Consider the following 16258-nt stretch of genomic DNA (forward strand, 5'->3'; position numbering starts at 1 on the left):
CAGACGGAAAGACCCTATGAACCTTTACTGCAGCTTCGCCTTGGCGTTAGCGGCAACATGTGTAGGATAGGTGGGAGGCTATGAAACCGGGGCGCCAGTTCCGGTGGAGCCATCCTTGAAATACCACCCTTGTTGTCGCTGACGTCTAACCGCAGCCCGTTATCCGGGTTCGGGACATGGCGTGGCGGGCAGTTTGACTGGGGCGGTCGCCTCCCAAAGTGTAACGGAGGCGCGCGATGGTGGGCTCAGAGCGGTCGGAAATCGCTCGACGAGTGCAATGGCATAAGCCCGCCTGACTGCGAGACTGACAAGTCGAGCAGAGACGAAAGTCGGCCATAGTGATCCGGTGGTTCTGCGTGGAAGGGCCATCGCTCAACGAATAAAAGGTACTCTAGGGATAACAGGCTGATTTTGCCCAAGCGTCCACAGCGACGGCAAAGTTTGGCACCTCGATGTCGGCTCATCACATCCTGGGGCTGGAGCAGGTCCCAAGGGTTCGGCTGTTCGCCGATTAAAGTGGTACGTGAGCTGGGTTCAGAACGTCGTGAGACAGTTTGGTCCCTATCTGCCGTGGGTGTACGAAGCTTGAGAGGATCTGTCCCTAGTACGAGAGGACCGGGATGGACACACCTCTGGTGGACCTGTCGTGGCGCCAGCTGCGCAGCAGGGTAGCTAAGTGTGGAATAGATAACCGCTGAAAGCATCTAAGCGGGAAACTAACCTCAAAACAAGGCTTCGCCGAGAGCCGTGGTAGACCACCACGTTGATAGGCCAGGTGTGGAAGTGCCGCGAGGCATGCAGCTTACTGGTACTAATCGCTCGATAGGCTTGATCGTTCTTAGTCAAACTCATGACTATTGCGCTTTGCTTGATGTCTTCTCTCTTCAACGTATCCGTTTCGTTGACCTGGTGGTTATACCGAGAGGTCCCCACCCGATCCCATCCCGAACTCGGTCGTTAAGCCTCTCTGGGCCGATGGTACTTCGTCTTAAGGCGCGGGAGAGTAGGTCGCCGCCAGGTCTACCAAACGGATACGTCAAACAACCCTTCAATACACAATCTACAAACACCCTGACGCGGGGTGGAGCAGCCCGGTAGCTCGTCAGGCTCATAACCTGAAGGTCACAGGTTCAAATCCTGTCCCCGCACCCAAGGTTCTTTTCGACCCTCCCGCTTTCGCTGGAGGGTTTTTTGTTGCCCGCTTGGCCGGGCGCGCCTGCGGCGTCCTTTCCTCGCCGCAATCTGTTGCGCACAGCGTAGACTTTGACGGTCGGCGGGATTCGCCGCGCCTAGAGCTTGTGTGGGAGCGCTTTCATGATCATCGCCGGATGGATTCTCGCCATCCTGGGCCTCGCTCAGGTCGTCTTCGCCGGTACGATCGAGGTCTCGCAGCTGACCGAAGGCAACCGCCTGATCGGCCTGGCGCCCAGCGTGATCGCCAATGTCGACCTGGTTGGCCAACGGGCGATGATCCACACCGGCGGCTGCGCCACCTTCCTGGCCGGCGTCGTGTTCATCGGCGCGGCCTATCTGAAGCCGGCCCCTCCCGGGCAGGAGTCCAAGACCTGGACCAGCATCGCCGCCATCGCCGCCCTGGTGCTGACCGTCGCCGCGGTCGGCGGCTTCGGCGCCTTCCTCTATGCGCTGCACGGCCAGAACGCCGACCAGCGGCTGGTCGACGAGATCCGCGCCCGCGAGGCGGCCAACCAGTCGACCGAAGCGCTCATGAAAGAGGCCGACCGGCGCCTGCACAACGAGGCCGAGGCCGCGGCGGCGTCGCGCTGAGCCGAACGGGCTTGCGCTGAAGCTCAGGTGCTCTCATGGAGAGCGCCATGAGCGCGCCCCAGTTCTTCGACCTTCGAGCCACCCACAACCCGCACCGCTGGTACCTGCCGTTGACCCCGGCGGTCTGCGTCGGATCGCGGGACAACCTGTTCATGTTCGGCGGCGTCGGCATGGCTTCGGCGATCACCGCCCTGGAGCGGACCTGCGAGCGTCCGGTGATCTGGGCGACGGCGCAGTACCTGTCCTATGCCCGCCCGCCCAGCGTCGTGGACCTGGACGTCTGGGTGCCGGCGGCCGGCAAGTACAACAGCCAGGCCCGAGTGATCAGCCATGTCGGCGACAAGGAGATCCTCACCGTCAACGCCGCCCTCGGCTCGCGGCCCAGCGACATTTCCCGCCAGTGGCTGACCATGCCGCAGGTGGACGCCCCCGAGAACTGCGCCCCGGCCGATCACTGGCGCGGCGGCGGCGATGACCTGCACAGCCGCATCGAGGTCCGGGTCGCCAAGGGCAACTACGGCGGCACCGACGCCGGCGACGGCGCCGAGGACGGCCGCCTGCTGCTGTGGATCCGCCCGCGCGACGGCGTGGCGATCGACGCCGGCATGCTGGCGATCATGGCCGACTTCATTCCCGGCGCGGTCGGCAATGCGCTCGGCCTCAACGCCGGCGGCAACAGCCTGGACAACACCATCCGCTATCGGCGCATCGTGGCCACCGAGTGGGTGCTGTGCGACATCCGCATCACCGGCGTTCACGGCGGCTTCGGACACGGGGCGATGTACCTGTTCGCCCAGGACGGCGAGCTGATGGCCACCGCCAGCCAGTCGCTGATCGTCCGCGTCCGCGACTAGGCGAGCGCTTCCAGCAGGGCGACGCGGGCCAGATCCTTCGGCCGTCCGAACCTGCGGCAGATGGCGGCCTGCTCGGCCGCGCTCGGCGTGAACAGGCGCCGGCCGTTCCAGTCGACGGCCTGGCGCGTGGCCGGAACCACCAGCGCCCAGGCGCCGCCGGAGAACGCCTCGAACCCGGCCATGATCTCGATGGGCAGGGCCGCGACCTGCGCCTTGGCGAAGATGGCCGAGCGGAACAGCGGCGAGGCGGCCGCCTCGAGCGGCGCGGTGTTCCAGCGGGCCAGCAGCGTGCGCGCATCGCGTTCGCTGACGATCAGGTCGACGTCAGGGGGACTGAGACCCGGCACGCCGACCAGCGCCATGCCGGCGCTGCCGAACACCCACCAGGGATCGGCGAGACCCGTGCACCCCTCGGCCACGACGTCCAGCGCGGCCGCCAGCGGCCCGGCGATCTGCGGCATTGTCATGTGCGCGTCCTAGAGAGGTTCACGCGGGGGCTCAATCGGTTGTAGCTAGGCAGGCGCCGAGTGCTGGCGCGGCAGGGGAGGAGACGGCCGAATGGAACTGGTGCGCAAACACGGCCCCTGGGCGTTGCTGGCCGCCATCGGCGCCGGCTCGCTGGGCGTCCTGGCCACGTCCCGCGGCGAGCACGTCAACGCGCTCTGGATCCTGACCGCGGCGATCTGCGTCTACCTTGTCGCCTACCGCTACTACAGCCTCTACATCGCCCAGCGCGTCATGCGCCTGGACCCGGCGCGCGCGACGCCGGCGATCACCCGCAACGACGGCTTGGACTATGTTCCGACCGACAAGTACGTGCTGTTCGGCCACCACTTCGCGGCCATCGCCGGGGCCGGACCGCTGGTCGGACCGGTGCTCGCCGCCCAGATGGGCTATCTGCCCGGCGTGCTCTGGATCCTGACTGGCGTGGTGCTGGCCGGGGCGGTCCAGGACTTTCTCGTGCTGGTCATCTCCATGCGCCGCGACGGCAAGTCGCTGGGCGAGCTGATCCGCGAGGAGTTGGGCCCGATCCCCGGCGTCATCGCGCTGTTCGGCGCCTTCATGATCATGGTCATCATCCTGGCGGTGCTGGCGCTGATCGTGGTCAAGGCCCTGACCTCCAGCCCCTGGGGCACGTTCACGGTCGCCGCGACCGTGCCGATCGCCATCGCCATGGGCGTCTACATGCGCTTCATCCGCCCCGGCCGGATCGCCGAGGTGTCGATCTTCGGCTTCGTCATGCTGATCCTGGCCATTGTCGGCGGCCAGTGGGTCGCGGCCTCGCCGCAACTGGCCGGCATGTTCACCCTGACCGGCCTGCAGCTCTCCTGGATCCTGATCGGCTACGGCGCGGTCGCCGCGGTGCTGCCGGTCTGGCTGCTGCTGGCCCCGCGCGACTACCTGTCGACCTTCCTCAAGATCGGCGCGATTCTGGCGCTGGCCATCGGCATCGTCATCATGCGGCCCGAGCTGCAGATGCCGGCGATCACCCAGTTCGCCGCCGGCGGCGGGCCGGTCTGGTCGGGCACGCTGTTCCCGTTCCTGTTCATCACCATCGCCTGCGGCGCGGTCTCCGGCTTCCACGCCCTGATCTCGTCGGGCACCACCCCCAAGCTGATCGACAACGAGGTCAACGCCCGCTTCATCGGCTATGGCGGCATGCTGATGGAGAGCTTCGTGGCGATCATGGCGATTATCGCCGCCTCGATCCTCGACCCCGGCGTCTACTTCACGATGAACAGCCCCGCGGCCGTGGTCGGGACCACCGCCGAAAGCGCCTCGGCCGCGGTCGGCGCCATGGGCCATCCGATCACCCCCGAACTGATCGAGCAGACCGCCAAGGACGTCGGCGAGACCACCATCATCTCGCGGGCCGGCGGCGCCCCGACGCTGGCCGTCGGCATGGCGCACATCTTCTCCCACGTGCTGGGGGGCAAGGCGATGATGGCCTTCTGGTACCACTTCGCGATCCTGTTCGAGGCGTTGTTCATCCTCACTGCGGTCGACGCCGGCACCCGCGCCGGGCGCTTCATGCTGCAGGACCTGCTCGGGACCTTCATCCCGAAGTTCAAGGATACCTCGTCATGGACGGCGAACCTGACCGCCACCGGCCTCTGCGTCGCGGCCTGGGGCTTCTTCCTGCACCAGGGGGTGACCGATCCGCTGGGCGGGGTGAACACGCTCTGGCCGTTGTTCGGTATCTCCAACCAGATGCTGGCGGCGATCGCGCTGATCATGGCCACCGTGGTGATCTTCAAGATGAAGCGGCACCGCTACGCGTTCGTCACCATCATCCCGGCGGTGTGGCTCTGCATCTGCACCCTGACCGCGGGCTTCCAGAAGCTGCTGTCGCCTGATCCGGCGGTCGGCTTCCTGTCGCATGCGCGCAAGTACGGCGATGCGCTGGCCTCGGGCCAGGTGCTGGCGCCGGCCAAGAGCATGGCCGACATGAACAAGATCGTCTGGAACGACCGCATCGACGCGGTGCTCTGCGCGGTCTTCATCGCCGTGGTGCTGAGCATGATCTGGTTCGGGATCGTCGCCTGCCTGAAGGCCTATCGCGCCGACGGCTGGACTGCGCGGGAGATCAATCCCGACGCGATTCCCGCGGAGTAGGGGGCATGGTCTCCCCCAACCCCTTCGCCCGCTTCGCCCAGTGCGTCTGTGACGGCGCGCGGCTGATGGTCGGGGTGCCGAACTACGAGACCTATGTCGAGCACATGGCCCGCACTCATCCGGGCCAGGCCCCGATGACCCGGACCGAGTTCTTCCGCGACCGACAGGACGCCCGCTACGGGGCGGGCGGCCGCGGCGGCTTCCGCTGCTGCTGAAATGCGAAAGGCCGGCGTCTCCGCCGGCCTTTGCTACACAGTACTGGGAGTGGTGCGCTTAGCGCGCGGCCAGGGCCGAGTTGGTCGGGGCCTGGGCCGTGGCGTAGGTGTCCAGGCTGACCTTCACGGTCGCCTTCACGCAGCGCGAATAGGCGTCGAGCGCCAGGGTTTCGTTGCGGGTGGCGCGGAAGCAGACGTTACGCGCGGCCTTGGCCACATCGGCTTCGACTTGGGCTTGGCTCTTGCCGGCCAGCGGAACGCTGACCGAAGCGGCTTGAGCGGGAGCGGTGATGGCGAAAACGGCCACGGCGGTCAGAGCAAGAGTACGGATCATAATCACTAGTTCCCGGAAAGGGGTTGGAGCCAACCACCTCCCGACGTTTCCCTTGGCGACGGTTCAAATTCTCGCGTGACCGTTTCGCCTGACCTTTTTCCTGCCCTTTGACGGACACGGTTTCAAGCGTTTTTGCTGCGGTGCAGTAGCGCAGTTGTGCGCTGCAACCGTCATGGGCGCCGGCGCCTGGGATTCCGGCAAGCGGCGAGGGCAGGCGATTTGGGCACGACGATTGCGGTGGACAACCCCGACGGCCCCGGAATGAAACACTTGCCTTCGACGGGGCTTCACCATTGAGTAACCTTCGTTAACGCCGAGGTCCCATGTTCCTGTCTGCTCTCGCCGCCGCCGCCGTGATCTCGACCACCTACGCCGCGCCGGCTCCCGCCGCCGCCCTCGCGCCGCCCGCCGCGCAGGCGGTGTTGGTCGATTGCCAGGTCAACGGCGCGAACCTCACGGATTGCCGGGCGCTCGACGCCGACGGCGCGCCGGCCGCCGAGGCCGTGAAGCTGGCCGCGCAGGTCGAGGTGCCGGAGGCCTTCGCTCTGGCCAATCCCGGCCGCATCGTCATCAAGATGAACGTCACGCCGTAAGGCGGTTGACCGCGCTGCGCGTCTGACGCCTTCTCCCCTCCCAAAGAACAGGGATCGGGAGCACGGCATGGACCAGCGCAAACTGGGCGACTTCGACGTCTCGGCCATCGGGCTGGGCTGCATGAGCCTCTCGCACGCCTACGGTTCGCCGCCGCCGCGCGAACAGGCCGAGCGGGTGCTGAAGGGCGCTCTCGACGCCGGTTACACCTTCCTCGACACCGCCGCGGTCTACGGCGTCGGCCACAACGAGACCCTGGTCGGCGAGGTCCTCAAGGACCGCCGCAGCGACTATGTCCTGGCCTCGAAGTGCGGCCTCACCAACGGCGACCAACGCGAGCTGAACGGTCATCCGGACGTCCTCAAGGCCACCTGCGAAGGCAGCCTGCGCCGCCTGCAGACCGACGTCATCGATCTCTACTACCTGCACCGCTGGGACAAGCGCGTGCCGATCGAGGACAGCGTCGGCGCCCTGGCCGACCTGGTCAAGGAAGGGAAGATCCGCGCCATCGGTCTGTCGGAAGTCTCGGCTCCGACCCTGCGCCGGGCCCACGCGGTCCACCCGATCGCCGCCCTGCAGACCGAGTATTCGCCCTGGACCCGCAATCCGGAGATCGCCGTGCTCGACGCCTGCCGCGAGCTGGGTGTGACCTTCGTGGCGTTCAGCCCGGTCGGCCGCGGCTTCCTGGCCGGCGGCGTGCCCGATCCGGCCGCGCTGGAGGACGGCGACTTCCGCAAGGCGATGCCGCGCTTCCAGGGCGAGGCGTTCGCCGCCAATCTGAAGATGTTCGAGGGCTTCGCCGCGCTGGCGCGGGAAGCCGGCTGCACCCCGGCCCAGCTGTGCCTGGCCTGGCTGCTGCAGAAGGACGAGACGCTGGTGCCGATCCCCGGCACCACCAACCCCGACCACATGCGCGAGAACGCCGCCGCCGCCGCAGTCCGGCTGTCGGCCGACGTGATGGCCAAGGTCGAGGAACTGGTGAACCCGCAGACCGTGACCGGTCCGCGCTACGCGCCGGCCATGCAGGCCTCGGTCGACACCGAGGACTAGGCCGCGCCGAGGCTGGTCGCCGCAGCCCGCAGGGCGTCCTGCGCCATCCGCCGGGCGCGGTCGGCGACCTCCTCGATCGGCAGGTCGTGCAGGCCGCGCGGCCGCGGCAGGCTGACTTGGACGGTGATCCCGTCGTCGGTCAGCACGGACACCCCGACGATGGTGGGGCTGACGGTGACGGAGGGCGGCAGGGAAAGGTCGGTCATCGCGTCTCTCCTGGATTCCCCCTTGGTCGGATTTGACCGCGCTACCGAGGGATGTCCAGGCACGCTTTTATGACTGTCGCGGTAGGGAACCGTTAGGCGGTCAGGGCGCCGAACAGCTCCTCGTGGCGGGCGCACACGCCTGGCCACAGGTCGCGGGCTCCAGGAATGTCGAGCTCGAACCGATCTCGCAGGATCGTCGAGAATTCATCAGCGGAATCAATCAGTCGCAGGCTTTTCTCGCCGGGGCGGATGAAGTTCATCGTCCGGCCGCGCAGCACGGCGACGCCATCTGTTTCGTGACGGAAGGCGAAGACGGTCTGGGTGAACACCGAGTCCGGCGAGGTGCTCAACCAACGGCACATGCCCGCCAGCTCGTCGCGGTCGGCCGGCTCGTTGCGGAAATCGTAGTAGGCCGCGCCGCCCATCGGGTGGTTGTGGAAGCGCAGCCAACCATCGCCCAGCGCCTCGAACGAAAAATCGAAGCCGGCGCAGTGATGCGGCCCGAACGCCAGCGGCGCGGCCTCGAGCAGCGCGTCGCCGAAACCGACATCGGCGATGTAGGGCCGGTCGAGATCGACCCGCAAAACGAGGTGGTTAGCGTGCGAGGCCGGCCCGCGTTCGCCGCGCAGCACCGCCCCGGCCATCTCCGTGACCTGAAATCCGACCTCGCGCAGCATCGCGGCCAGCAGGCCGTTCATCTCGTAGCACCAGCCGCCGCGCCGCCCGGTGACCAGCTTGTCGAACGCCGCCTGCGGATCGAGCGTCATGGTGCGGCCCATAGCGACGTCGAAGTTCTCGTAGGGGATCGCGCGCAGGTGCAGGCGCTGCATCGCCTGCAGCGTCGCGGCGTCCACCCGCGGGACGCCGCTGAAGCCGATGCGGTCGAGATAGGCCTGAAGGTTCAACTCTACTCCTTGGCCGGCGGCGCGGCGCCCTGGATCATCGCCACGATCTCCGGTCGGATCTTGTCGGCGCCCTTTTCCATCATGTGCGAGACGATTCGGGCGCCCACCGCAGCGCGGGTCTGCGAGGTAAATTCGGTCTTGTTGCTCCGCACCCAGTCCATCGAGGCCTGGCGGTTGACGTTCAGCTGCTGGAAGTGCGGCACGACATAGCGCGCGATCATCTCGTAGGAGCGCTTGGTGTCCTCCCACCGCGCCCAGTTGTGCGCCATCAGCAGGAAGCACCCGAAACCGCCGCTCTCGTCGACCAGTTGCTGCAGCCGTTCGATCGCGTCGTCGGGCGTGCCCACCACCGCCTGGCCCAACGCCAGATAGGCCTCCACCGGGTCGCCCTTGAAGTCGTCGGGCACCATCGGCAGGTTGGCGATCTCCTTGAAGTAATAGATCCACTTTTCCAGCCCGAAGCGGATCTGCTCGATCGCCTTGTCCTTGGTCTCGGCGATGTGCATCTGGCCGACCAGCCGCCAGCGGCTGCGGTCCATGGTCTGGCCGTTCTCCTTGGCGATGTCCTCGGCGATGCCCCAGTTGGCCGCCAGCGAGTTGAAGCCGGCGCTCGTCGTCGCGCCCAGCGACAGCAGCCCCGCGCCGTGCTTGCCCGCCGCCCGCGCTCCGGTCGGCGAGACCTGGCTGGCGACCGCGATCTCCACCGACGGCCGCGAATAGGGCGTCATCTGCAGGCGGGCGTTGACCAGGCTGAACCAGTCGCTCTCGTGGGTGACTTCTTCCCCGCGCAGCAGCGGGACCAGCACGTCCAGCGCCTCGTCCATGCGGTCGCGCTGCTTGGCGACCGGGATGCCCATCATGAAGGCGTCGGAGACCAGCGCGCCTGGACCGACCCCGAACATCACTCGTCCGCGGGTCATGTGGTCGAGCTGGTTGATGCGGTCGGCCAGCATCATCGGGTGGTGATAGGGCAGGGAGGACACCCCGGTGCCCAGCCGGATGTGCTTGGTGCGCTCGGCGGCCGCGGCGATGAACACCTCGGGGCTGGCGATCAGCTCGTAGGCGGCCGAGTGGTGCTCGCCGATCCAGGCCTCCTCGTAGCCCAGCTGGTCCATCCACTGCACGAGCTCCAGGTCGCGCTGGATCGCCAGGGTCGGGTTCTCGTCGAGCGGATGAAACGGCGCGATGAAGGCCCCGAAGCGCAGTTTGTTTCCGAGCATGATGGCCCTCCCTTGGCCGTTTGACCGGAGGCTAACTCCCATTTTGCAAGCAACGCCAGGGTGACGGCGCGTCAGCGCGCGGCCTCTTGTGCGGCCTCCAGAAAGCGCAGCACCGACAGCTCGAAGGCCCGCGGCGAGCGGCCCGGCTTCAGCGGCAGGGCCCCCCGCTCATAGGCCTCCAGCACCAGCGGATGGATGTAGGAGCTGCGGCAGACCGCGGCGGTGTTGCCGAGCAGCGCGGCCGCCGCCTTCACGGTCGTCACGACGCGCCGCCGGGCCTCGGCCGCGTCCTTGGCCGGCGGCTGCTCGACCAGCCCGCGTGCGGCGTAGAGCGTGCCCGCCCAGGTGCGGATGTCCTTGGCCGAAAACCCTTCGCCCATCGCTTCGCGGATGTAGGCGTTGACGTCGCTGGACTCGACCGCGCGGCGCTCGCCGTCCTCGTCGACGTACTGGAACAATCGCTGGCCGGGCACGTCCTGGCAGGCCTTGACGATCCGCGCCAGCCGCCGGTCGCGAAAGCCGGTGCGATGCACCTTGCCGCTCTTGCCGCGGAATTCGAACACCGCCCCACCGCCAGTGATCTCCGCATGGCGGTCGCGCAGGGTGGTCAGCCCGAAGCTCTTGTTGGCCTTGGCGTATTCGGTGTTGCCGACCCGGATCAGGGTCAGTTCCATCAGCGCCACCACCGCGGCCAGCACCTTCTCCCGCGGCAGGCCCCGACGGCGCAGGTCGCGCTCGATCTCGCTGCGCAGCTTCGGCAACAGGCGGCCGAAGGCGATGAGCCGCTCGAACTTCTCGCCGGCCTGCGCCTGGCTCCAGGCGTCGTGATAGCGGTACTGCTTGCGGCCGCGCGCGTCGCGGCCGGTCGCCTGGATGTGTCCGCGCGGCGAGGCGCAGATCCAGACGTCGGTCCAGGCCGGCGGCAGCACCAGGGCGCGGATCCGCTCCAGCGTCGCTTCGTCCCGCACCGGCTTTCCGTCTGCGTCGCGATAGCTGAACCCGCTCGAGCCCGCGATCCGCGACAGGCCCGGCTCGTGATCGTTCACATAGGCAAGGCCTGCCGGCGGCGGGACTGCGTCGAGGGGCATGGAGCGCCTTTGGAGAACTGATCCGGACGTGGCAGGAAGCAACCGACGCTCACAACATGGGCCGCCACGGCCCGGTTCCCTCGCAAGGACGCCGCCTTGAACTACCGTCACGCCTTCCACGCCGGGAACTTCGCCGATCTGGTCAAGCATGCGGCGTTGCTCGACCTGCTGGCCCGCCTGCAGGCCGCGCCCGCGCCGCTGGCCGTGTTCGACACCCATGCCGGCCGGGGCCTCTACGACCTGACCGGCGAGGAGGCCCAGCGCTCGGGCGAGGCGAAGGCGGGCGTCGCCCAGCTGATGCAGGCCGCCGACCTGCCGCCGGCCATGCAGCCGCTGCGCCAGGCTGTGGTGAAGCTGAACGGCGGCGACGTCGCCAACCTCTATCCCGGCTCGCCTTTGCTGGTGGCCGCGGCTCTGCGCAAGGGCGACACCTATCTCGGCTGCGAGCTGCGCGCGCCCGAGCACTCGGCGCTCTCCGACACCCTGGCCAGCTGGCCGGCCGCCAAGACCGTCTGCGCCGACGGCTACGCCGAGGTCGCCGCCCGCCTGCCGAAGCAGGGCCCGGCCCTGGTGCTGATCGACCCGCCGTTCGAGAAGAGCGACGATTACGAACGCTGCGCTGCCGCTATCGGCGCGCTGACCGCCAGGAATCCCGGCGCGGTGGTCATGGTCTGGATGCCGGTCAAGGACCTCGAGACCTTCGACGCCTTCCTGCGCGAGGCCGAGGACGCCTACGACGGCCCGCTACTGGTGGCCGAGGCGCGCATGCGGCCGTTGACCGACCCGATGAAGATGAACGGCTGCGCCCTGGTGCTGGCCAACGCGCCGGAAGGCTTCGAAGCGCCGCTGGCCGAGATCTGCGAATGGACGGTCTCGCGGCTGGGACAGGGCGGCAAGGCCCAGGTCTGGAGTGCCTAGAAGCTTCATTTTGCGCCTGCGAGAACTCGGGTTAGGGTTTGCTGCATCGCACAAACCTTGGCTGTTTGGAGGCGTTACCCATGGCTCTCGCCGTCTTTGAAGAGGGGCCGGCGTCCCTCGATCCCCAGAAGGCCCTCTACATTCCCGTCGGCGCGGCCTCGCCGCTCTGGTTCCTGTTCGCAGGCGCGGCCTCGGCCGGCGTCGCCTACTGGTGGATGACCCGCTGGGCCGATCGCACCAATCTCGAAGCGCTGCTCGCTCCGGTCTCCGGCCGGTCGGCCGCGCTGCCGGCGCCCGCCGCCGACGCCGTGCCGCCCGAACCCGTTGCAGCGCTCGCCGAGACCGCGGCGGTCGCCGGGGCCATGGTCGAACAGGCGGTTCAGGCCGGCGCCGACGTGGCGGCCGCGACGCTGGAGGCGATCGCCCCCTCAGAGATCGAGGCGCCGCCCGAGCCCGCGGCCAAGCCCCGCGCGAAGGATCGTCCGGCCGACGATCCGGCGCCCGACGCCTGACGCTTGGCGGCGGCGCCCGCAGCGGGCTATCCCTGACCCGTTGCAGACGGCGAGGGGACAGCACGCGTGGCCAAGCGGGCCTTCGATATCCTGGCGGCCCTGGCCGGACTGATCGTGCTCGCCCCCGTCATGGCGGTGATCGCGCTCGCCGTGCGCATCGACAGTCCGGGGCCGGCCCTGCACTGGTCCAGCCGCGTCGGCCGCTACAACCAGCTCTTCAAGATGCCGAAGTTCCGGACCATGAAGACCGGCGCGCCGAACGTGGCGACCCACCTGCTCACCGATCCTGACGCCTGGATCACGCCGCTGGGCCGGTTCCTGCGCCGCTCGAGCCTTGATGAACTGCCCCAGCTCTGGAGCGTGCTGGTCGGCGACATGAGCCTGGTCGGCCCGCGCCCAGCCCTGTTCAACCAGGACGACCTGGTGGCGCTGCGCACCGCCGCCGGCGTTGAGGCCCTGCGTCCCGGGGTCACCGGCTGGGCCCAGATCAACGGTCGCGACGACCTGCCCAACACCGACAAGGCGCGGCTGGACGCCGACTATCTGGCGCGCAGCGGCTTGCTGCTCGACATCCGGATCATCGTCATCACCCTGGTCGCGGCGTTCTCCGGCCGGGGCGTTCGGCACTAGCGGCGCCACCGCTCGGCCGCTGGCGCGTTCTGGAACCTTCCGGAGCGAGCCATTGCCGAAGGATGCGAGCGAAAAGCCCCAGCGCGGGGTGCGACATTGGATCAGAGCCCATCGCAAGGGGCTGGCCATCGCGGCCGGCTCGGTGGCGGTGGTGGTCGGCGGCGGCGCCGTGCTGCTGGCCTTGCTCGATTGGAACCAGCTTCGCGGCCCGATCTCGCGCTTCGCCTCGGCGCGGCTCGACCGCGAGGTCGCCATTCTCGGCGACCTCGACGTACGGCCGTTCAGTTTCAACCCCAGCGCCAGCGTCGAGCGCCTGCAGATCGGCCAACCGGCCTGGGCCGGCAAGCTACGCATGGCCGAGATCGAGCGCTTGGACATGCAGATCGAGGCGTTGCCGCTGCTGCGAGGCCAACTCGTCTTCCGTCGTCTCGAAATCACCCGTCCCAACCTCGTGCTGCTGCGCGACGCCAAGGGGCGGGCGAACTGGTCGCTGCGCCCCGGCGCTCCGCCGAAGCCCCTGCGCCTGCCGCCGATCCAGGACTTCCGCATCGAAGACGGGCGGATGTCGTTCAAGGACGCCCGCCGCCGGTTGAGCCTGGAGGCGACCATGGACGCCGCCGAACGGCGCGGCGCGGCGAACCCGCGCTTCGTCATGTCCGGAAAAGGCGCGATCAACGGCGCTCCGTTCAGTCTGGCGCTGACCGGGGGGCCTTTGGTCAATGTCCGCGCCGGCCGGCCCTATCCGTTCGACGCCGACGTGCGGGCCGGCGCCACCCGGATCATGGCCAAGGGCCAGATCGACCGGCCGTTCGATCTTGGGCGTTTCGAGGCGCAGGTCACGGCCAGCGGCCCGGATCTGGCCAATCTCTACGAGCTCACCGGCATCGCGTTCCCGAACTCGCCGCCCTACCGGCTGTCGGGCCAGCTCTCGCGCGAGCAGCGGCTTTGGCGCGTGAACACGGTTGGCGGCCGCGTCGGCGACAGCGACATGGCTGGGAATCTCTCGGTCAACACGGCTGGCGAGCGTCCCTTCCTGACTGCCGACCTGCGCTCGAAGCGGTTGGACTTCGACGATCTGGCCTCCGTGTTCGGTGGCGCGCCGGGCCGTGGCGTCGGCGAGACGGCCTCGCCGAACCAACAGGCGGTCGGCCAGCAGATGGCCGCCCAGCGCCGGCTGTTGCCCGACGCCAAGCTCGACATCTCGCGCATCCGCGCCATGGACGCCGATGTGAAGTACGCCGCCGCCAGCATTGTCTCGCCGCGCTTCCCGGTGCGCGCTGGCTCGGTGCACATCAAGCTGAAGGACGGCGTCCTCGACGCCGATCCGCTGCGCCTCGACCTCAAGCAGGGCGCGCTCGCCGGCCAGGCCAAGCTCGATGCGCGGCGCGACACCCCGGTGACCAGCATCGATCTGCGGCTGTCGCGGGCGAGGCTGGAGGACCTGATCCCCATCCGCAGCGGCGGGACAGCCCCGATCACCGGCGCGCTGGTCGGGCGCGTCAAGCTGACGGGCGCCGGCGCCTCGGTGCGTGAGGCGGCCGGTCACGCGGACGGCCAGGCGCTGTTCGTCGTCCCGGGCGGCGAGATCCGCGCGGCCTTCGCCGAACTGATGGGGGTCAATGTGACCAAGGGGCTGGGCCTGCTGCTCGCCAAGGATCAGAGCAAGACCGATCTGCGCTGCGCCGTCGCCCATTTCCAGGCCAAGGACGGCGTCCTGACCGCCAACCGGATCATCCTCGACACCACGCCTGTCCTGAGCACGGGGGAGGGGCGTATCGACCTGCGGGACGAGACGATGAACCTGCGCATGACCGGCCACGCCAAGGAGCCCCGGCTGATCCGCTTGACCGCGCCGGTGACGATCGAGGGACCGATCGTCAAGCCGAAGCTCGGGGTCGAAGCCTCGGGCGCCATCGCCCAGGGCGGCGTGGCCGCCGCGCTCGGGGCGCTGGTCGCGCCGCTGGCCGCCGTGTTGCCGTTCGTCGATCTCGGTCTTGCCGAAGACGCCTCGTGCGGCGCGCTCATCGCCCAGGCCGGCCGTCAGGGCGCGCCGGTCGCCAAGCCGCGCACCTGACGGCTGCAACATTCCCGCAATCAGCGCTGGTCATCGTCGATTGACGCCCGCAGGCCGGGCGCCCACTCTGGACTGACCAGAAAAGCAGAGGTTCGACGATGCCCTTCCGCCCCGCCAAACCCCTCGCCGTCGCGCTCGTGCTGGCGCTCGGCGCCACCGGCGCGATCGCCGCGTCCGCCGCCGAAACGGCGATCGCCACGCGCCAGGCCGGCTACAAGAAGATCGGCGCCTCGTTCAAGGCGATCAGCGATGAGCTCAAGAAGGGTTCGCCCGACACCAAGCTCATCGCCGCCAACGCCGCGGTGGTGAATACGCAGGCCGCCCAGGTCACCAAGTGGTTCCCCAAGGGCTCGGGCCCGGAAGCCGGCTTCAAGACCGAGGCCAAGCCGAACATCTGGACCGACTCGGCCAAGTTCGGGGCCGCCGCCGCCAACTTCCAGACCCAGGCCGGCAAACTGCAGACCGTCGCCGCGGGCGGCGACGTGGAGGCGATCAAGGCTCAGTTCCGCGCCACCGGCGGCACCTGCAAGGCCTGTCACGACGTCTACCGCGTCGAGAAGTAGCCATGGCTTCGGACGTCGCGGCGGGACCGCCGCGCCCGCTCTGGGACCTGCCGACCCGGATTGTGCACTGGTCGCTGGTCGTGCTGCTGCTGGTCTCCTGGTTTTCGGCCGGTGAGAACATGCAGGTTCACCGCTGGTCGGGCTACGCGATCATCGGCCTGCTGGTCTTCCGGCTCTGGTGGGGCGTGGCCGGCGGCTCGACGGCGCGGTTTACGCACTTCCTGAAGGGGCCGGGCGCGACGCTCGCCTACATGCGCACGCTCGGCGCCCGCCGCCCCAGCGACGGCCCCGGCCATAACCCGCTCGGCGCCTGGAGCGTCCTGGCCATGCTGGCGGTGATGCTGGTCCAGGTCGGGCTCGGCCTATTCGCCAGCGACCTCGACGGGCTCGAATCCGGGCCGCTGTCGCATCTGGTCAGTTTCGACGCCAGCCGCGTCGCCGCCGAGCTGCACGAGACGGTGTTCCGCGTCCTGCAGGCGCTGGTCGCGCTGCACATCGCCGCCGTCGGTTTCTACTGGGCGTGGAAGCGCCAGAACCTGATCGGCGCGATGATCACCGGCAAGCGGCCCTTCCAGGGCGAAGCCTTACGTCCCGCCGCCCCCTGGCGGCTGCTGGTCGGTCTGGCGCTGGCGGTGTTAGTGGCCTGGGCGATCGCCAAGGGCTTGAGGTTCTAGCGTCCGCCAGATCCTCCCCTCTT

Annotated in this window: 18 protein-coding genes, 1 tRNA gene and 2 rRNA genes (1 of these 21 running past the window's edge); 15 read left to right on the forward strand and 6 right to left on the reverse strand. The window is 68.5% G+C overall.

Features of this window, described 5'->3' with window-relative positions; genetic code table 11:
- The 5 genes from ACSQ2H_RS06710 to ACSQ2H_RS06730 form a co-directional block, all read left to right on the forward strand.
- Positions 1 to 836 (forward strand): 23S ribosomal RNA (locus tag ACSQ2H_RS06710) (it extends 1951 nt beyond the left edge of the window).
- 69 nt (positions 837 to 905) lie between these two features.
- A 5S ribosomal RNA gene (gene rrf, locus ACSQ2H_RS06715) occupies positions 906 to 1020 on the forward strand.
- A gap of 55 nt (positions 1021 to 1075) precedes the next feature.
- Positions 1076 to 1152 (forward strand) — tRNA-Met (locus ACSQ2H_RS06720).
- Positions 1153 to 1314: 162 nt separating this feature from the next.
- Positions 1315 to 1785: a hypothetical protein gene (locus tag ACSQ2H_RS06725; RefSeq protein WP_436060667.1), complete on the forward strand. Its 471-nt coding sequence runs from the start codon at positions 1315 to 1317 to the stop codon at positions 1783 to 1785.
- Positions 1786 to 1832: 47 nt separating this feature from the next.
- On the forward strand, positions 1833 to 2639 hold the full coding sequence (locus tag ACSQ2H_RS06730; RefSeq protein WP_436060668.1) for an acyl-CoA thioesterase: 807 nt from the start codon (positions 1833 to 1835) through the stop codon (positions 2637 to 2639).
- Here the strand turns inward: ACSQ2H_RS06730 and ACSQ2H_RS06735 are convergent.
- Positions 2636 to 3106, reverse strand: a complete 471-nt coding sequence (locus ACSQ2H_RS06735; RefSeq protein WP_436060669.1) for a hypothetical protein — start codon at positions 3104 to 3106, stop codon at positions 2636 to 2638. The two genes, ACSQ2H_RS06730 and ACSQ2H_RS06735, sit on opposite strands and share 4 nt — an antisense overlap.
- A 91-nt stretch (positions 3107 to 3197) precedes the next feature.
- Here ACSQ2H_RS06735 and ACSQ2H_RS06740 point away from each other — a divergent pair, with 91 nt between their 5' ends.
- Positions 3198 to 5255, forward strand: a complete 2058-nt coding sequence (locus ACSQ2H_RS06740) for a carbon starvation CstA family protein (RefSeq protein WP_436060670.1) — start codon at positions 3198 to 3200, stop codon at positions 5253 to 5255.
- Between the two features lie 5 nt (positions 5256 to 5260).
- Entirely contained in the window at positions 5261 to 5470 is a 210-nt protein-coding gene (locus ACSQ2H_RS06745) for a YbdD/YjiX family protein (RefSeq protein WP_436060671.1), read from the forward strand.
- A 58-nt stretch (positions 5471 to 5528) separates the two neighbouring features.
- Here ACSQ2H_RS06745 and ACSQ2H_RS06750 read toward each other — a convergent pair whose 3' ends face one another.
- Positions 5529 to 5804, reverse strand: a complete 276-nt coding sequence (locus ACSQ2H_RS06750) for a hypothetical protein (RefSeq protein ID WP_436060672.1) — start codon at positions 5802 to 5804, stop codon at positions 5529 to 5531.
- A gap of 323 nt (positions 5805 to 6127) precedes the next feature.
- Here ACSQ2H_RS06750 and ACSQ2H_RS06755 point away from each other — a divergent pair, with 323 nt between their 5' ends.
- Entirely contained in the window at positions 6128 to 6397 is a 270-nt protein-coding gene (locus tag ACSQ2H_RS06755; RefSeq protein ID WP_436060673.1) for a hypothetical protein, read from the forward strand.
- 67 nt (positions 6398 to 6464) lie between these two features.
- Positions 6465 to 7445, forward strand: coding sequence for an aldo/keto reductase (locus ACSQ2H_RS06760; protein ID WP_436060674.1), 981 nt, complete (start codon positions 6465 to 6467; stop codon positions 7443 to 7445).
- Here the strand turns inward: ACSQ2H_RS06760 and ACSQ2H_RS06765 are convergent.
- From ACSQ2H_RS06765 to ACSQ2H_RS06780, 4 genes are all read right to left on the reverse strand, one after another.
- Positions 7442 to 7651 (reverse strand): hypothetical protein, encoded by a 210-nt coding sequence (locus tag ACSQ2H_RS06765; RefSeq protein WP_436060675.1) that lies wholly within the window; start codon positions 7649 to 7651, stop codon positions 7442 to 7444. The genes ACSQ2H_RS06760 and ACSQ2H_RS06765 overlap by 4 nt on opposite strands.
- 92 nt (positions 7652 to 7743) lie before the next feature.
- Complete coding sequence (locus ACSQ2H_RS06770; RefSeq protein ID WP_436060676.1) at positions 7744 to 8556, reverse strand: arylamine N-acetyltransferase family protein; 813 nt, start codon at positions 8554 to 8556, stop codon at positions 7744 to 7746.
- Positions 8557 to 8558: 2 nt separating this feature from the next.
- Positions 8559 to 9776 carry an LLM class flavin-dependent oxidoreductase gene (locus ACSQ2H_RS06775; protein ID WP_436060677.1) on the reverse strand — a complete coding sequence of 406 codons (1218 nt, stop codon included), beginning with the start codon at positions 9774 to 9776 and terminating at the stop codon, positions 8559 to 8561.
- 71 nt (positions 9777 to 9847) lie between these two features.
- Positions 9848 to 10864, reverse strand: a complete 1017-nt coding sequence (locus ACSQ2H_RS06780; protein ID WP_436060678.1) for a DNA topoisomerase IB — start codon at positions 10862 to 10864, stop codon at positions 9848 to 9850.
- Between the two features lie 96 nt (positions 10865 to 10960).
- On the opposite strand from ACSQ2H_RS06780, the gene rlmJ reads away from it, so the two are divergent.
- The 6 genes from rlmJ (at position 10961) to ACSQ2H_RS06810 (ending at position 16235) form a co-directional block, all read left to right on the forward strand.
- On the forward strand, positions 10961 to 11782 hold the full coding sequence (gene rlmJ / locus ACSQ2H_RS06785) for a 23S rRNA (adenine(2030)-N(6))-methyltransferase RlmJ (protein WP_436060679.1): 822 nt from the start codon (positions 10961 to 10963) through the stop codon (positions 11780 to 11782).
- 80 nt (positions 11783 to 11862) lie between these two features.
- Complete coding sequence (locus tag ACSQ2H_RS06790) at positions 11863 to 12294, forward strand: hypothetical protein (RefSeq protein WP_436060680.1); 432 nt, start codon at positions 11863 to 11865, stop codon at positions 12292 to 12294.
- Between the two features lie 66 nt (positions 12295 to 12360).
- Positions 12361 to 12924, forward strand: coding sequence for a sugar transferase (locus tag ACSQ2H_RS06795; protein WP_436060681.1), 564 nt, complete (start codon positions 12361 to 12363; stop codon positions 12922 to 12924).
- 52 nt (positions 12925 to 12976) lie between these two features.
- On the forward strand, positions 12977 to 14998 hold the full coding sequence (locus ACSQ2H_RS06800; protein ID WP_436060682.1) for an AsmA family protein: 2022 nt from the start codon (positions 12977 to 12979) through the stop codon (positions 14996 to 14998).
- A 98-nt stretch (positions 14999 to 15096) separates the two neighbouring features.
- Complete coding sequence (locus ACSQ2H_RS06805; protein ID WP_436060683.1) at positions 15097 to 15561, forward strand: c-type cytochrome; 465 nt, start codon at positions 15097 to 15099, stop codon at positions 15559 to 15561.
- 2 nt (positions 15562 to 15563) lie between these two features.
- On the forward strand, positions 15564 to 16235 hold the full coding sequence (locus ACSQ2H_RS06810; protein ID WP_436060684.1) for a cytochrome b/b6 domain-containing protein: 672 nt from the start codon (positions 15564 to 15566) through the stop codon (positions 16233 to 16235).
- The last annotated feature ends 23 nt before the right edge of the window (positions 16236 to 16258 follow it).

Source organism: Phenylobacterium sp. LjRoot97 (assembly GCF_964254345.1).
Taxonomy (GTDB): Bacteria; Pseudomonadota; Alphaproteobacteria; order Caulobacterales; family Caulobacteraceae; genus Phenylobacterium.

Bases quoted from the DNA above. Each gene is read 5' to 3' on its own strand.
- ACSQ2H_RS06740 (WP_436060670.1), top strand. From the start codon at position 3,198: ATGGAACTGGTGCGCAAACACGGCCCCTGGGCGTTGCTGGCCGCCATC.
- ACSQ2H_RS06790 (WP_436060680.1), top strand. From the start codon at position 11,863: ATGGCTCTCGCCGTCTTTGAAGAGGGGCCGGCGTCCCTCGATCCCCAG.
- ACSQ2H_RS06750 (WP_436060672.1), bottom strand. From the start codon at position 5,804: ATGATCCGTACTCTTGCTCTGACCGCCGTGGCCGTTTTCGCCATCACC.
- ACSQ2H_RS06775 (WP_436060677.1), bottom strand. From the start codon at position 9,776: ATGCTCGGAAACAAACTGCGCTTCGGGGCCTTCATCGCGCCGTTTCAT.
- ACSQ2H_RS06755 (WP_436060673.1), top strand. From the start codon at position 6,128: ATGTTCCTGTCTGCTCTCGCCGCCGCCGCCGTGATCTCGACCACCTAC.
- ACSQ2H_RS06735 (WP_436060669.1), bottom strand. From the start codon at position 3,106: ATGACAATGCCGCAGATCGCCGGGCCGCTGGCGGCCGCGCTGGACGTC.
- ACSQ2H_RS06805 (WP_436060683.1), top strand. From the start codon at position 15,097: ATGCCCTTCCGCCCCGCCAAACCCCTCGCCGTCGCGCTCGTGCTGGCG.
- ACSQ2H_RS06725 (WP_436060667.1), top strand. From the start codon at position 1,315: ATGATCATCGCCGGATGGATTCTCGCCATCCTGGGCCTCGCTCAGGTC.
- ACSQ2H_RS06810 (WP_436060684.1), top strand. From the start codon at position 15,564: ATGGCTTCGGACGTCGCGGCGGGACCGCCGCGCCCGCTCTGGGACCTG.
- ACSQ2H_RS06760 (WP_436060674.1), top strand. From the start codon at position 6,465: ATGGACCAGCGCAAACTGGGCGACTTCGACGTCTCGGCCATCGGGCTG.
- ACSQ2H_RS06765 (WP_436060675.1), bottom strand. From the start codon at position 7,651: ATGACCGACCTTTCCCTGCCGCCCTCCGTCACCGTCAGCCCCACCATC.
- ACSQ2H_RS06780 (WP_436060678.1), bottom strand. From the start codon at position 10,864: ATGCCCCTCGACGCAGTCCCGCCGCCGGCAGGCCTTGCCTATGTGAAC.
- ACSQ2H_RS06730 (WP_436060668.1), top strand. From the start codon at position 1,833: ATGAGCGCGCCCCAGTTCTTCGACCTTCGAGCCACCCACAACCCGCAC.
- ACSQ2H_RS06745 (WP_436060671.1), top strand. From the start codon at position 5,261: ATGGTCTCCCCCAACCCCTTCGCCCGCTTCGCCCAGTGCGTCTGTGAC.